Raw genomic sequence first — 14417 nt, 5'->3', positions numbered from 1 at the left:
ATTCGCAACGCGAATGTGAAGAAATGTTTAACCAGATGATTCTAAAGCGAAAAAAAAACGCCGCGATTTGCGGCGTTTTTGTCATACATTGACCATGTAACCTTAGGGTTATTCGCCCATTTTGGCCCAGGTATCACGCAGCCCGACGGTACGGTTAAACACCAGTTTTTCAGCTGTTGTATAACGGCTATCCAGGCAGAAATAACCTTCGCGCTCGAACTGATACGCTTTGCTGATTTCGGCATTTTTCAGGCTTGGCTCGACAAAACCTTGCTTGATGACCAGAGATTCCGGGTTAATTGTGGCCAAGAAATCTTCAGCAGCCCCAGGGTTCGCCACGCTGAACAAACGGTCGTAAAGACGGATTTCAACCGGCAATGCATGTTCAGCACTGACCCAATGAATTACACCTTTCACTTTACGTCCATCAGCAGGGTCTTTGCTTAATGTGTCCGGATCGTAGGAGCAATGCAGCACGGTGATGTTCCCTGCTTCATCTTTCTCAACACGATCGGCTTTAATCACATATGCATTACGCAGACGAACTTCTTTGCCCAGCACCAGACGCTTGTACTGTTTGTTGGCTTCTTCACGGAAGTCAGCGCGGTCGATGTAGATTTCACGGCTAAACGGCACCTGACGGCTACCCATCTCTGGTTTGTTAGGATGGTTAGGCATCGTGACCATTTCAACTTCGCCCTGCGGGAAGTTTTCAATGATAACTTTTACCGGATCCAGAACCGCCATCGCACGCGGCGCGTTCTCGTTCAGGTCGTCACGGATACAAGATTCCAGGGCAGCCATTTCAACGGTGTTGTCTTGCTTGGTCACACCAATGCGCTTACAGAATTCACGAATAGAAGCGGCAGTGTAACCACGACGACGCAGACCAGAGATGGTCGGCATACGTGGGTCATCCCAACCCTCTACAACCTTCTCAGTCACCAGCAGGTTCAGCTTGCGCTTGGACATGATGGAGTATTCGAGATTCAGGCGTGAGAACTCGTACTGACGCGGGTGCGCAGGAATAGTGATGTTATCCAACACCCAGTCGTACAGGCGACGGTTGTCCTGGAATTCCAGCGTACACAGGGAGTGCGTAATGCCTTCCAGCGCATCGGAAATGCAGTGGGTGAAGTCGTACATCGGGTAGATGCACCACTTGCTGCCGGTCTGGTGGTGGTCGGCAAACTTGATACGGTAAATAACCGGATCGCGCATGACGATAAACGGCGAAGCCATGTCGATTTTCGCACGCAGGCACGCAGTCCCTTCAGCAAACTCACCGTTACGCATTTTCTCAAACAGCGCGAGGTTTTCTTCAACGGTGCGGTCGCGATATGGGCTGTTTTTGCCAGGAGAGGTCAATGAGCCGCGATATTCACGGATTTGTTCCGGAGTCAGTTCATCGACATACGCCAGACCTTTATTGATAAGCTCAACCGCGTAGTTAAACAGCTGGTCGAAATAATCAGAGGAATAACGGATGTTGCCGGACCACTGGAAACCGAGCCATTCAACATCGTGCTTAATGGAATCAACGTATTCGATGTCTTCTTTTACCGGGTTGGTGTCATCGAAACGCAGGTTGCACTGGCCTTGATAATCTTGCGCGATACCAAAATTCAGGCAGATGGATTTTGCATGGCCGATGTGCAGATAGCCGTTTGGCTCTGGCGGGAAACGGGTGCAAATGCTGGTGTGCTTACCATTGGCCAAATCTTCATCAATAATCTGGCGAATAAAGTTAGTTGGGCGGGCTTCGGCCTCACTCATCGCGGGTTCCTCTGTGCAAAAACTTTAGTTATCCGCCCATGATCTTATAAGCAAGCGTCGGAAACAACCTTTTGTTGAATAAATAAGGGGATTGGGAAGGGTCGGCGGAAGCCATAAAAAAGCGGCTGGAGAAAAGACTCCCCAGCCGCTAAAGGCACAATCTTACCCTTCATACTTCAAGTTGCATCTTTGTTGGTTATGTTCACTCACCCGAATCACTTAGTACACTAAGCTCATCGGGACTCGTTCTCTTGCCGCCGCGATGCAACTCGCATTATTTTGGGTACATAACTCAGGAGCGATTATTTGCCTTTAATTTCATACAGAGGCGTTTGGCCTGCAACGACGGAACCTTGCGCCTGGATAACCAGACCGCTGTAGTCGTCGATATTGCTGCAAACAACCGGGCTAATCATGGAGCGAGCATTGGCGTTCAGGAAATCAAGATCCATTTCCAGAATCGGCTGGCCTGCAACCACTTCAGCACCCTCTTCTACCAGGCGAGTAAAGCCTTGTCCGTTCAGCGCGACGGTATCAATGCCCATATGGACAACGATCTCAGCACCCTTTTCGGTTTCCAGACAGAACGCATGGTTAGTATTGAAGATTTTCACGATAGTACCGGCAGCTGGTGCGACAACTGTTTTCTCAGTTGGCTTAACAGCAACACCATCACCTACCGCTTTGCTGGCGAAAGCTTCATCAGGAACCTGCTCCAGCGCTACCACATCACCCGTTACTGGTGAAACCAGTGCCGCGATGGTTACAGCGTTTGGAACTGCCTGTGGTTTTGCAGCAGCGACTGGCGCAGCGGTCGCAGAAGCGGCAGCCGGAGCAGCAGCAACGTCGCCTACTGTTTTCATTGCGTTAGCAATTTTCTCAGCCACAAAGCCGACGATGATTTGCACGCTGGTTTTGTTCAGACGGATAACACCGGTGGCACCCAGGCGTTTAGCCAGAGATTCGTTCACCAGTGAAGAGTCTTTCACGTTCAGGCGCAGACGAGTGATACACGCGTCGATACCTGTCAGGTTTGCAGAACCACCTACAGCCGCAATGTACTGACGAGCCAGCTCAGAAACATCCTGATTGGTGTTGGTGCTGACATTCACGTCCTGACCATCAGCTTCATCACCTGCAACAGCCAGTTCACGACCTGGAGTCAACAGATTGAATTTGTTGATAGTAAAGCGGAACACAACGTAGTAAATCACGAAGAACACAAGGCCTTGCGGAATCAGCATGTACCAGTGAGTTGCCAGTGGGTTACGGGAAGAAAGCACCATATCCACCAGACCCGCACTGAAGCCGAAACCTGCAATCCAATGCATGCTTGCTGCGATGAATACGGAAATACCGGTCAGCACTGCGTGAATCAGATACAGAACGGGAGCCACGAACATGAAGGAGAATTCCAACGGTTCAGTGATACCAGTAAAGAAGGCAGCAAACGCACCTGCCATCATGATACCCAATACTTTGGCTTTATTTTCAGGACGCGCGCAGTGGTAAATTGCCAGCGCAGCACCTGGAAGACCGAACATCATGATTGGGAAGAAACCAGCCTGGTAACGACCAGTAATACCAACAATACCCGTACCTTCAGCGATAGATTTAGCACCGCCAAGGAACTTAGGAATGTCGTTGATACCGGCAACATCGAACCAGAACACGGAGTTCAGGGCGTGGTGCAGACCAACTGGAATCAGTAAACGGTTAAAGAACGCATACACACCTGCGCCGATAGAACCCATTTTCTGGATGTGCTCACCGAAGTTCACCAGGCCACTAAACACGACCGGCCAGATAAACATCATGATGAAGGCAACCGCGATCATCACAAAGGAAGTGATGATCGGCACCAGGCGACGTCCGCTGAAGAAGGACAATGCTTTCGGCAGCTCAACGCTGCTAAAGCGGTTGTACAACTCGGCGGAAATAATCCCGACCAGAATACCGACAAATTGGTTTTGGATTTTAGAGAACGCAAACGGCACCTGATCTAACGGAATATGTTTGATCATGGAAACAGCGGCTGGAGAGCAGAGCGTTGTCAAAACCAGGAAACCGACAAAGCCGGTTAGTGCAGCAGCACCATCTTTATCTTTAGACATACCGTAAGCCACACCAATGGCAAACAGCACACCCATGTTATCAATAATTGCAGCACCAGATTTGATGAACAACGCAGCTAATGCGCTATCACCACCCCAGCTAACCGGGTCAATCCAGTAACCAACACCCATTAATATGGCTGCGGCTGGTAGCGTGGCTACCGGCACCATCAGCGCACGGCCAACCTTTTGCATATAACCTAGAATACTCACGTCAATTCCCCCTATGAGACCCCGTTAAGGCTCGTTCAAAGCAGTTTTATTATTGTTTAACAAACCTTGAAAGCATGGCGAAGATTCACCAACCTTCTGAGTGTGTGAAAAATTAATTCGTATCGCAAATTAAACACCCTTTTTTTGTGATTAAAATCACCAAATATTGTTATTGCACTCCCCTTTGGCTAGCTATCGACTAAAACTTATTTTATCATCCGAAAAATCAAGACAGATTGATCCCGTCATCGCAGGTTTGAAACTGAGTTACCCTTTAAGGGTTCGGGCAATCAATTTGGCTAATATCGTTTTTATTAACTTATGAGGTGAATGATGAGACTGATTCCCCTGGCTACCCCAGCTCAAGTTGGCAAATGGGCAGCGCGCCATATCGTTAAACGTATCAATGCGTTTAACCCAACCGCAGATCGTCCTTTCCTGCTGGGCCTGCCAACTGGCGGTACGCCTCTTGAAGCGTATAAAGCGCTGGTAGAGATGCACAAAGCGGGCCAGGTTAGCTTTAAAAACGTCGTCACCTTTAACATGGATGAATACGTTGGCTTGCCAAAAGAGCATCCAGAAAGCTATCACACCTTTATGCACCGCAACTTCTTTGACCACGTTGATATCCCAGCAGAAAACATCAATCTGCTGAATGGCAACGCCGAAGATGTTGACGCAGAATGCCGTCGTTATGAAGAGAAAATTCGTTCATACGGCAAAATTCACCTGTTCATGGGTGGTGTGGGCAACGACGGTCATATCGCATTCAACGAACCTGCTTCTTCTCTGGCATCTCGTACCCGTATCAAAACCCTGACTCATGACACTCGTGTAGCAAACTCCCGTTTCTTTGATGGTGATGTTTCTCAAGTTCCAAAATACGCACTGACCGTTGGCGTAGGTACTCTGCTCGACGCCGAAGAAGTGATGATTTTGGTTCTGGGCCATTTGAAAGCGCAAGCGCTGCAAGCGGCTGTGGAAGGTAACGTGAATCACATGTGGACCATTAGCTGTCTGCAACTGCACCCTAAAGCAGTGGTTGTTTGTGATGAGCCATCCACGATGGAACTCAAAGTGAAAACGCTGAAGTACTTCAATGAACTTGAAGCAGAAAATATCAAAGATCTTTAAGTAATAGTCATAACCGGGGGTAACTATGTTTGCATTAACTCACGGTCGGATTCATACCGGCCATGAAATTCTTGATGATCACGCGATTGTTATCGCGAACGGCCTGATTGAACGCGTTTGCCCGCGCTCAGATCTCCCAGCGGGTATAGAGACTCGTGATGTGGGTGGTGCAATCATCGCCCCCGGTTTTATTGATGTGCAATTGAATGGCTGCGGTGGTGTGCAGTTCAACGATTCCGCTGATGCGGTGACGGTTGACACGCTGGAAATCATGCAGAAAGCCAACGAGCGTTCTGGCTGCACCAGCTACCTGCCAACACTTATCACGGCCAGCGATGACCTGATGAAGCAAGGCGTGAAAGTCATGCGCGAATACCTGGCTAAGTATCAGAACCAGGCGCTCGGTCTGCATCTTGAAGGCCCATGGCTGAACATGGTGAAAAAAGGCACGCACAACCCAAGTTTCGTGCGTAAACCAGATGCAGAACTGGTCGATTTCCTCTGCGAGAATGCAGACGTCATCACCAAAGTGACTCTGGCACCCGAAATGGTTGCGCCAGAAGTCATCAGTAAACTGGTTGCATCCGGCATTATCGTTTCCGCCGGGCACTCCAATGCGACGGTTAAAGAAGCCAAAGTCGGTTTCCGTGCAGGTATCACCTTCGCAACCCACCTTTTCAATGCCATGCCGTACATTACTGGCCGCGAACCCGGGCTTGCAGGTGCAATTTTTGATGAGCCAGATGTTTACTGCGGTATCATTGCCGATGGTTTACATGTGGATTATGCGAACATTCGTACTGCGAAAAAGGTCAAAGGCGACAAGCTGTGCCTGGTGACTGATGCCACCGCTCCGGCGGGCGCAAATATAGATGAGTTCATTTTCGCAGGAAAAACAATATACTACCGTGATGGTTTATGTGTAGATGAGAACGGTACGCTGAGCGGTTCTGCCCTGACGATGATTGAAGGGGTACGTAACCTGGTCGAGCATGCCGGCATCGCCTTAGACGAAGTCTTGCGGATGGCGACGCTCTACCCTGCCCGTGCGATGGGTGTAGACCAGCAATTAGGGACTATCGAAGCTGGGAAAGTCGCCAACCTGACGACATTTACCCGCGATTTTAAAATCACCAAGACCTTTGTTAATGGTAACGAGGTCGTAACTGAGTAATTAAGGCATGACGACTGGCGGACAGGCTCAAATTGGTAATGTCGATCTGGTAAAACAGCTGAATAGCGCGGCGGTATATCGCCTGATTGACCAACATGGGCCAATCTCTCGTATTCAGATTGCCGAGCAGAGCCAGCTTGCACCGGCCAGCGTCACAAAAATTACTCGCCAGTTAATTGAGCGCGGACTGATCAAAGAAGTGGATCAACAGGCTTCCACCGGGGGCCGCCGCGCTATCTCCATTATCACCGAAACCCGCAATTTCAATGCGATTGGCGTGCGCCTTGGCCGCCATGATGCCACCATCACCCTGTTCGACCTCAGCGCAAAACCGTTGGCCGAAGAGCATTATGCTCTGCCAGAACGCACCCAGGAAACGCTCGAGCACGCGCTACTGAACGCCATTTCTCAGTTTATCGAAATATATCAGCGCAAAATGCGTGAACTGATTGCTATCTCCGTGATTCTGCCGGGCCTGGTGGATCCTGATAGCGGCGTGATTCGCTATATGCCGCATATCGAGGTCAATAACTGGTCGTTAGTCGATAGCCTTGAAAAACAGTTCAAAGTCACCTGTTACGTCGGCCACGATATCCGCAGCCTGGCGCTTGCAGAGCACTACTTTGGTGCAACTCACGACTGCGATGACTCCATTTTGGTGCGTGTTCACCGTGGTACGGGAGCCGGTATTCTTTCAAACGGTCGCATTTTTATTGGTCGTAACGGTAACGTCGGCGAAATTGGTCACATCCAGGTCGATCCTTTAGGTGAACGTTGCCATTGCGGGAACTTTGGCTGCCTGGAAACCATTGCCGCCAATGCTGCGATTGAACATCGTGTGCGCCATTTGCTTGAACAAGGCTATAACAGCCGCCTGACGCTTGAAGAGTGTGACATTAAGGCGATTTGCAAAGCCGCTAATAAAGGCGATGCGCTGGCCTGTGAAGTGATTGAACATGTTGGCCGTCACCTGGGTAAAGCCATTTCAATTGCGATTAACCTGTTCAACCCGCAGAAAGTCGTAATTGCCGGGGAAATCATTGAAGCCGAAAAAGTGCTTCTCCCGGCTATTGAAGGCTGCATTAATACGCAGGTGTTGAAAGCCTTCCGCAAAAACCTGCCTGTTGTGTGCTCAAAATTGGATGACCGTTCTGCCATTGGTGCCTTTGCGCTGGTAAAACGCTCAATGCTCAATGGCGTGTTGCTTCAGCGGTTGCTGGAGAGTTAATCCAGTCGCTGTGCTTTTTGCGCTATAGTTACGCCTTCCTGAAATGTGAGCCAGAAATTTGAGCCAGAGTAATCAATGACCATTCAGAATGTAATTTGTGATATTGACGGCGTGCTGATGCACGACAACGTTGCCGTACCCGGTGCGAATGAATTCCTGGGCCGCATCATGGAAAAGGGTATGCCGCTCGTCCTGCTGACGAATTACCCGTCGCAAACAGGGCAGGATCTGGCAAACCGTTTTGCTTCTGCCGGTATTGATGTCCCGGATAGCGTTTTTTATACCTCAGCAATGGCAACTGCCGATTTCTTGCGTCGCCAGGAAGGGAAAAAAGCCTACGTGGTAGGTGAAGGTGCATTGATTCATGAGCTGTATAAAGCCGGTTTCACTATCACCGACATCAACCCAGACTTTGTTATTGTTGGCGAGACACGTTCCTATAATTGGGAAATGATGCACAAAGCCGCTTATTTTGTGGCGAATGGCGCACGCTTTATTGCGACTAACCCCGACACCCATGGCCGTGGTTATTATCCGGCTTGTGGTGCGCTCTGCGCCGGTATAGAGAAAATTTCCGGCCGCAAACCGTTCTGCGTGGGCAAGCCAAGCCCATGGATCATTCGCGCTGCCCTCAATAAAATGCAGGCGCATTCGGAACATACCGTGATTGTTGGCGATAATCTGCGTACCGATATTCTTGCTGGCTTCCAGGCGGGTTTAGAAACCATTCTGGTGCTGTCTGGTGTTTCGACGCTCAACGACATTGATGCTATGCCGTTCCGCCCTTCCTGGATTTACCCGTCGGTTGCAGAAGTCGATATCATCTAATTAATGATTCGCCCGGTTTTCGCCGGGCGTTTTGCCGATTCAACAATCTTTTTCCCCTTCTCTGAATGCCAGCCTGACGATTTCACCAAAAATTGTCGATCCACTAATAATTTCGCTTATTTCATCATCATTTTTCAGTAATCAACAATCGCCATTGAACTATTTATCCCATAAAGACTAAAGGGCTTGCATTCCCGTCAATGATTGCGCATTTTCATATTCATGCAACGCAGCTATTACCCAAAATAATTCGAGTTACAGGAAGGCGGCAAGTGAAGGAATCCCGATGAGCTTACTGGAGTAAGTGATTCGGGTGACTGAATGCAGACAACGCATCTGCAACTTGAAGTATGAAGGGTAAAAACAATTTAATGGCTCAAAGAAGCATTACGGAGAGAGTTCTATGTGTTCAATTTTTGGTGTTCTGGATATCAAGACCGATGCGGTCGAATTGCGTAAGAAAGCGCTCGAGTTATCACGCCTGATGCGCCACCGTGGGCCAGACTGGTCCGGTGTTTATGCACATGAAAAAGCCATCCTTTCTCACGAACGTCTCTCTATTGTTGATGTAAACGCAGGCGCTCAGCCGCTTTACAACAAAGCAAAAACTCACGCATTAGCGGTTAACGGCGAAATCTACAACCATCAGGCCCTGCGCGCGGAATACGGCGACCGTTACGAATTCCAGACCGGTTCTGACTGCGAAGTTATCCTGGCGCTTTATCAGGAGAAAGGCCCAGAGTTTCTGGATGACCTGCAAGGTATGTTTGCTTTCGTTCTGTATGACGAAGTGCAGGACGCTTATCTGATTGGCCGCGACCATATCGGCATCATCCCGTTGTATATGGGCCATGACGAACACGGCAACATGTATGTGGCTTCTGAAATGAAAGCGCTGGTGCCGGTTTGTCGTACCATCAAAGAATTCCCTGCAGGTAGTTACCTGTGGAGCAAAGACGGTGAAATCCGCAGTTATTATCAGCGTGACTGGTTTGAATATGATGCGGTCAAAGACAACGTTACTGACAAAAACGAATTGCGTCAGGCGCTGGAAGATTCCGTAAAAAGCCATCTGATGTCTGACGTACCGTACGGCGTTTTGCTTTCTGGTGGTCTGGATTCATCTGTTATCTCCGCTATCACCAAGAAATTTGCCGCCCGCCGTGTAGAAGATGAAGAACGCTCTGAAGCCTGGTGGCCGCAGCTGCACTCCTTTGCGGTCGGTCTGGTCGGTTCGCCTGATCTGATAGCTGCGCAAGAGGTGGCAAACCATCTGGGTACCGTTCACCACGAAATCCATTTCACAGTGCAAGAAGGTCTGGATGCAATTCGTGACGTTATCTATCACATCGAAACTTACGATGTGACCACTATTCGCGCCTCGACTCCAATGTATTTGATGTCCCGTAAAATCAAAGCAATGGGCATTAAAATGGTGCTGTCTGGTGAAGGTTCTGACGAAGTGTTTGGCGGCTACCTGTACTTCCATAAAGCGCCAAACGATAAAGAGCTGCACGAAGAAACCGTACGTAAGCTGCAATCGCTGCATATGTTTGACTGCGCTCGTGCCAACAAAGCGATGTCAGCCTGGGGCGTGGAAGCTCGCGTACCGTTCCTGGATAAGAAATTCCTCGATGTTGCAATGCGCATCAACCCGAAAGACAAAATGTGCGGCAACGGCAAAATGGAAAAACATATCCTGCGTGAATGTTTTGAATCTTATCTGCCAGCAAGCGTTGCATGGCGTCAGAAAGAGCAATTCTCTGATGGTGTAGGTTACAGCTGGATTGACACGTTAAAAGAAGTGGCTGCGGCTCAGGTCACCGATCAACAACTGGAAACCGCAAGCTACCGTTTCCCGTACAACACGCCAGGTTCTAAAGAAGCGTATTTGTATCGTGAAATCTTTGAAGAATTATTCCCGCTGCCAAGTGCTGCCCATTGCGTTCCTGGTGGCCCATCTGTTGCCTGTTCTTCTGCTAAGGCCATTGAATGGGATGAAGCCTTCAAAACAATGAATGATCCATCAGGCCGTGCGGTGGGTGTTCACCAGTCAGCTTACAAATAAGCAAACAAAATTAACGACACGGGCCTGCGGGCCCGTTTTTGTTTCTGCAAGATTCCTCACCGCTTATCCGGGCTTTTCCCTCAGATAAAACCACGAAATAACCGATAATTGACGAATATTGCACCAAGCTGTTCGTAAGCTAATCAAACAGACAATTTACACCAATTTTCGGGAAAAAATTGTTGACGCTAGAAGGCCAACTACGCATAATGCGCCCCGCAACGCCGATAAGGTTACGCAGAAAAAAGAAGGCTACTTAGCTCAGCTGGTTAGAGCACATCACTCATAATGATGGGGTCACAGGTTCGATTCCCGTAGTAGCCACCATTATTCTTTTTTTAGCGCGGGAGTGGCGAAATTGGTAGACGCACCAGATTTAGGTTCTGGCGCCGCAAGGTGTGCGAGTTCAAGTCTCGCCTCCCGCACCATTTTAACGCGTTGCACGGATGGGGTATCGCCAAGCGGTAAGGCACCGGTTTTTGATACCGGCATTCCCTGGTTCGAATCCAGGTACCCCAGCCAATTTTTTTGATATAGCAGTTTTCGACATAGCACGTTAGTTTTGTGCGCCCTAAGTTGGGGTATCGCCAAGCGGTAAGGCACCGGTTTTTGATACCGGCATTCCCTGGTTCGAATCCAGGTACCCCAGCCAGTCGAAAAAGCATTCAGTCGAAGAAATAGTTTTAAAATTAGGCTACTTAGCTCAGCTGGTTAGAGCACATCACTCATAATGATGGGGTCACAGGTTCGATTCCCGTAGTAGCCACCATATTTTTGGGGTATCGCCAAGCGGTAAGGCTCTGGTTTCTGATACCAGCATTCCGAGGTTCGAATCCTCGTACCCCAGCCAAAAATGAAAAGCTCGCTTCGGCGAGCTTTTTGCTTTTCTGCGTTTGGTAAATATAGATACGTCGGATGTCGCTGCGCTAATCCGACCTGGGTAAAACTATACAGCCGCTAACTCATAACCCTAACGCATACTTCAACGCCTGACGTTTAAGAACACCACCGCGCTCGGCGGCCATAAGTCCCAGATTACGAATCACTCGCAGCGGCCCTAAACTGTTGCTGAATCCCGCATAGAAAAGATCCATGCCGCTTTGCATCAGGAAATTATCTGCCTGCCTACGTGTCTGGTAGCGTTTTAATACACGCGCTTGCGCCCAGTTTTCGCCATAACTACGCGCATTAATCATCACATCAAGCAATGCTTCCACATCACGATAACCGAGATTAACGCCCTGACCGGCTAACGGGTGAATGGTATGAGCGGCATCACCAATCAACGCCAGACCTTGCTGCGTATACTGCAATGCATGGCGGCGCGTCAGCGGGAATGCGCCGCAGGCAACCGGAGTGACTTTTCCTAAACGTTGAGGGAAGCTCGTTTCAATCGCTTTTTGCAATTGCGGCATCGTCATATTCTGCAACTGGCGAATTCGGGCCGGCGAGTCATACCACACCAGCGAAGCCCAATGATCAAATAACGGTAAAAACGCATGCGGCCCGCTCGGCGTAAAATGCTGCCAGGTACTGTCGCCTGGAGATTGCTCGCATTTCACGGTAATCAACATGCAAGACTGCCGATATTCCCAGGCATGAATACCGATTCCCGCCCAGCGACGAACCTGCGAATTCGCGCCATCTGCGCCAATCACCATCGGCACCGTCAAAGTCTGTTCATCAGCGAACTGTAGCGTCCACTGCCCCGCCTCGCCGTGCATACCGGCCAGTTGCGCCGGGCAGAGTAATGTGACGTTAGAATGTGCCTCCAGCGCCTGCCACAGCGCGAGTTGCAGCACCGAGTTCTCCACCATATAGCCAAGTTCCGGCAACCCAAGCTCCTGCGCATTAAAGCTCACATGAGCGCTTTCCCATTCCCAGGTTTCGAGCTGGCGATAAGCATGACTGCGCATTGAGCGAATCACATCCCAAACGCCAAGTGATTTCAACAACCCGACCGAGGCACTACTGATAGCCGAAATACGCACATCGGGTTGGCTTGTTGCGTCAAAGGCTGCCGGAGCCTGATGCTCAATCACCGCGACCCGGAAACCATTTTGCGCGAGACCAAGAGCTGCGGCCGCACCGACCATGCCTCCGCCGACTATCGCGACGTCGATTGACTGGTTCAACATGATGATTTAGTCCTTAAATTGTCTATGCTGATTCTACCGGATTTTTACGCAAGTTTCGTAGGCTGGTCACATCAAGGCCAAAGCATTACAATACGCCGCCTGAATTCCTGGCTTTAACTGAGCAATGGCAAGTCGATGACAAAAAAACTCCATATCAAAACCTGGGGCTGTCAGATGAACGAATACGATTCATCGAAGATGGCCGATCTGCTGAATAGCACGCATGGCTATACGCTTACGGATAACCCAAAAGAAGCAGATGTATTGCTGCTCAATACCTGCTCTATCCGTGAAAAAGCCCAGGAAAAAGTGTTCCATCTGCTTGGCCGTTGGAAACTCTTAAAGCGCAAAAATCCCAATATCATTATTGGCGTTGGCGGCTGCGTTGCTTCCCAGGAAGGCAAGCTGATTCGTAGCCGTGCGCACTATGTTGATATCGTTTTCGGGCCGCAGACACTGCACCGCCTGCCGGAAATGATCAATAAAGTGAGCGGCAACCGCAGCCCAATTGTTGATGTTAGCTTCCCGGAAATCGAGAAGTTTGACCGCCTGCCAGAACCCAAAGCTGACGGCCCGACAGCATTCGTTTCTATTATGGAAGGCTGTAACAAGTATTGTACTTACTGCGTGGTGCCTTATACGCGCGGTGAGGAAGTGAACCGCCCATGTGATGATGTGTTGTTTGAAATCGCGCAACTCGCCGCACAAGGTGTACGTGAAGTTAACTTACTCGGCCAGAATGTGAATGCTTATCGTGGCCCATCTTTTGATGGCGGCATCTGTTCCTTCGCTGAATTGTTGCGCCTGGTGGCTGCGATTGACGGTATTGACCGCATTCGTTTCACCACCAGCCATCCAATTGAATTCACTGACGATATCATCGAAGTTTATCGTGATACGCCTGAGCTGGTGAGCTTCCTGCACCTGCCTATTCAATGTGGCTCCGATCGCGTATTAAATCTGATGGGGCGTACCCATACAGCACTGGAATACAAATCGATTATCCGCAAGCTGCGGGCGGTTCGTCCTGACATCCAGATTAGCTCTGACTTTATCGTCGGCTTCCCTGGCGAAACCCAGCAGGACTTCGAGCAAACTATGAAGGTTATTGGCGATGTGAATTTTGACGTGAGCTACAGCTTCGTCTTTTCTTCTCGCCCGGGCACACCAGCCGCCGATATGGTGGATGACGTGCCAGAAAAAGAGAAATTGCAGCGCCTCTATATTCTGCAAGAGCGTATCAACCAACAGGCCATGGAATATAGCCGTAAGATGGTTGGCACTATCCAGCGTGTCCTTGTCGAAGGTACCTCACGCAGAAACATTATGGAGCTGACCGGACGTTCCGAACACAACCGCGGCGTGAACTTTGAAGGCTCCCCGGATATGATCGGTAAATTTGTTGATGTGGAAATCACTGAGGTTGCGACGAACAACTCCCTACGCGGGAAAGTGGTTCGCACCGAAGATGAGATGGGGCTGCGTATTGCGCAATCTCCAGAGTCAGTGATTGCCCGCACACGTAAAGAGAACGAAATCGGCGTCGGGATTTATCAGCCGTAGTTCCCCTTAATGCCCGCGGGTTCGCTAACGCCGTGACCCGATGGGCATTTTCATAGTTTTCACTTGCATTCGGAAGCATCCACCCAAATATCGAAAAGCAGGCTTGCGCCATCAGCCCTCGCCGTAAATAATCTTTTTATGGCCTGCACTCTTGCAGCGACACCTTCAACTGGCCCTTTGC

The 14417-nt window shown here is 49.7% G+C and carries 9 protein-coding genes and 6 tRNA genes; 12 read left to right on the top strand and 3 right to left on the bottom strand.

The annotated features are described in order from the left end of the window. Positions 1-108: 108 nt before the first annotated feature. Both glnS and nagE read right to left on the bottom strand, forming a co-directional pair. Positions 109-1776 (bottom strand): glutamine--tRNA ligase, encoded by a 1668-nt coding sequence (glnS, locus tag AC0IWZ_RS05200; protein ID WP_034494038.1) that lies wholly within the window; start codon positions 1774-1776, stop codon positions 109-111. Positions 1777-2078: 302 nt separating this feature from the next. After that, positions 2079-4103 carry an N-acetylglucosamine-specific PTS transporter subunit IIBC gene (gene nagE / locus AC0IWZ_RS05195; RefSeq protein WP_034494037.1) on the bottom strand — a complete coding sequence of 675 codons (2025 nt, stop codon included), beginning with the start codon at positions 4101-4103 and terminating at the stop codon, positions 2079-2081. Positions 4104-4436: 333 nt separating this feature from the next. On the opposite strand from nagE, the gene nagB reads away from it, so the two are divergent. The 11 genes from nagB to AC0IWZ_RS05140 all read left to right on the top strand — a co-directional run bounded on the left by nagB (position 4437) and on the right by AC0IWZ_RS05140 (position 11385). Further along, complete coding sequence (gene nagB, locus AC0IWZ_RS05190; protein ID WP_034494036.1) at positions 4437-5237, top strand: glucosamine-6-phosphate deaminase; 801 nt, start codon at positions 4437-4439, stop codon at positions 5235-5237. A gap of 25 nt (positions 5238-5262) precedes the next feature. Continuing rightward, on the top strand, positions 5263-6411 hold the full coding sequence (gene nagA, locus AC0IWZ_RS05185; protein ID WP_471677946.1) for an N-acetylglucosamine-6-phosphate deacetylase: 1149 nt from the start codon (positions 5263-5265) through the stop codon (positions 6409-6411). Positions 6412-6418: 7 nt separating this feature from the next. After that, the gene (nagC, locus tag AC0IWZ_RS05180) at positions 6419-7639 is read left to right on the top strand and encodes a DNA-binding transcriptional regulator NagC (protein WP_034494034.1); all 1221 of its coding nucleotides are present in this window, start codon (positions 6419-6421) and stop codon (positions 7637-7639) included. Between the two features lie 75 nt (positions 7640-7714). After that, positions 7715-8467, top strand: a complete 753-nt coding sequence (locus tag AC0IWZ_RS05175; RefSeq protein WP_034494033.1) for an HAD-IIA family hydrolase — start codon at positions 7715-7717, stop codon at positions 8465-8467. Between the two features lie 403 nt (positions 8468-8870). Next, on the top strand, positions 8871-10535 hold the full coding sequence (gene asnB, locus AC0IWZ_RS05170; protein WP_115630141.1) for an asparagine synthase B: 1665 nt from the start codon (positions 8871-8873) through the stop codon (positions 10533-10535). 250 nt (positions 10536-10785) lie between these two features. Further along, a tRNA-Met gene (locus AC0IWZ_RS05165) sits at positions 10786-10862 on the top strand. Positions 10863-10878: 16 nt separating this feature from the next. Next, a tRNA-Leu gene (locus tag AC0IWZ_RS05160) sits at positions 10879-10963 on the top strand. Positions 10964-10982: 19 nt separating this feature from the next. After that, positions 10983-11057 (top strand) — tRNA-Gln (locus tag AC0IWZ_RS05155). 55 nt (positions 11058-11112) lie between these two features. Continuing rightward, a tRNA-Gln gene (locus AC0IWZ_RS05150) sits at positions 11113-11187 on the top strand. A gap of 40 nt (positions 11188-11227) precedes the next feature. Further along, positions 11228-11304: transfer RNA gene (locus tag AC0IWZ_RS05145), tRNA-Met, on the top strand. 6 nt (positions 11305-11310) lie between these two features. Then, a tRNA-Gln gene (locus AC0IWZ_RS05140) sits at positions 11311-11385 on the top strand. Between the two features lie 112 nt (positions 11386-11497). Here the strand turns inward: AC0IWZ_RS05140 and ubiF are convergent. Continuing rightward, the gene (gene ubiF, locus AC0IWZ_RS05135; RefSeq protein ID WP_471677948.1) at positions 11498-12673 is read right to left on the bottom strand and encodes a 3-demethoxyubiquinol 3-hydroxylase; all 1176 of its coding nucleotides are present in this window, start codon (positions 12671-12673) and stop codon (positions 11498-11500) included. Between the two features lie 135 nt (positions 12674-12808). Between ubiF and miaB the strand changes: the two genes are divergently transcribed. After that, on the top strand, positions 12809-14236 hold the full coding sequence (miaB, locus tag AC0IWZ_RS05130; RefSeq protein ID WP_034494027.1) for a tRNA (N6-isopentenyl adenosine(37)-C2)-methylthiotransferase MiaB: 1428 nt from the start codon (positions 12809-12811) through the stop codon (positions 14234-14236). The last annotated feature ends 181 nt before the right edge of the window (positions 14237-14417 follow it).

It is taken from the genome of Buttiauxella sp. AC142 (assembly GCF_979253435.1).
Note: the sequence above shows the minus strand (reverse complement) of the source record. Positions and strands in the feature narration are given on the sequence as shown.

Coding starts and splice junctions, on each gene's coding strand:
- glnS (WP_034494038.1), bottom strand. CDS start 1,776: ATGAGTGAGGCCGAAGCCCGCCCAACTAACTTTATTCGCCAGATTATT.
- nagB (WP_034494036.1), top strand. CDS start 4,437: ATGAGACTGATTCCCCTGGCTACCCCAGCTCAAGTTGGCAAATGGGCA.
- nagA (WP_471677946.1), top strand. CDS start 5,263: ATGTTTGCATTAACTCACGGTCGGATTCATACCGGCCATGAAATTCTT.
- nagC (WP_034494034.1), top strand. CDS start 6,419: ATGACGACTGGCGGACAGGCTCAAATTGGTAATGTCGATCTGGTAAAA.
- AC0IWZ_RS05175 (WP_034494033.1), top strand. CDS start 7,715: ATGACCATTCAGAATGTAATTTGTGATATTGACGGCGTGCTGATGCAC.
- asnB (WP_115630141.1), top strand. CDS start 8,871: ATGTGTTCAATTTTTGGTGTTCTGGATATCAAGACCGATGCGGTCGAA.
- ubiF (WP_471677948.1), bottom strand. CDS start 12,673: ATGTTGAACCAGTCAATCGACGTCGCGATAGTCGGCGGAGGCATGGTC.
- miaB (WP_034494027.1), top strand. CDS start 12,809: ATGACAAAAAAACTCCATATCAAAACCTGGGGCTGTCAGATGAACGAA.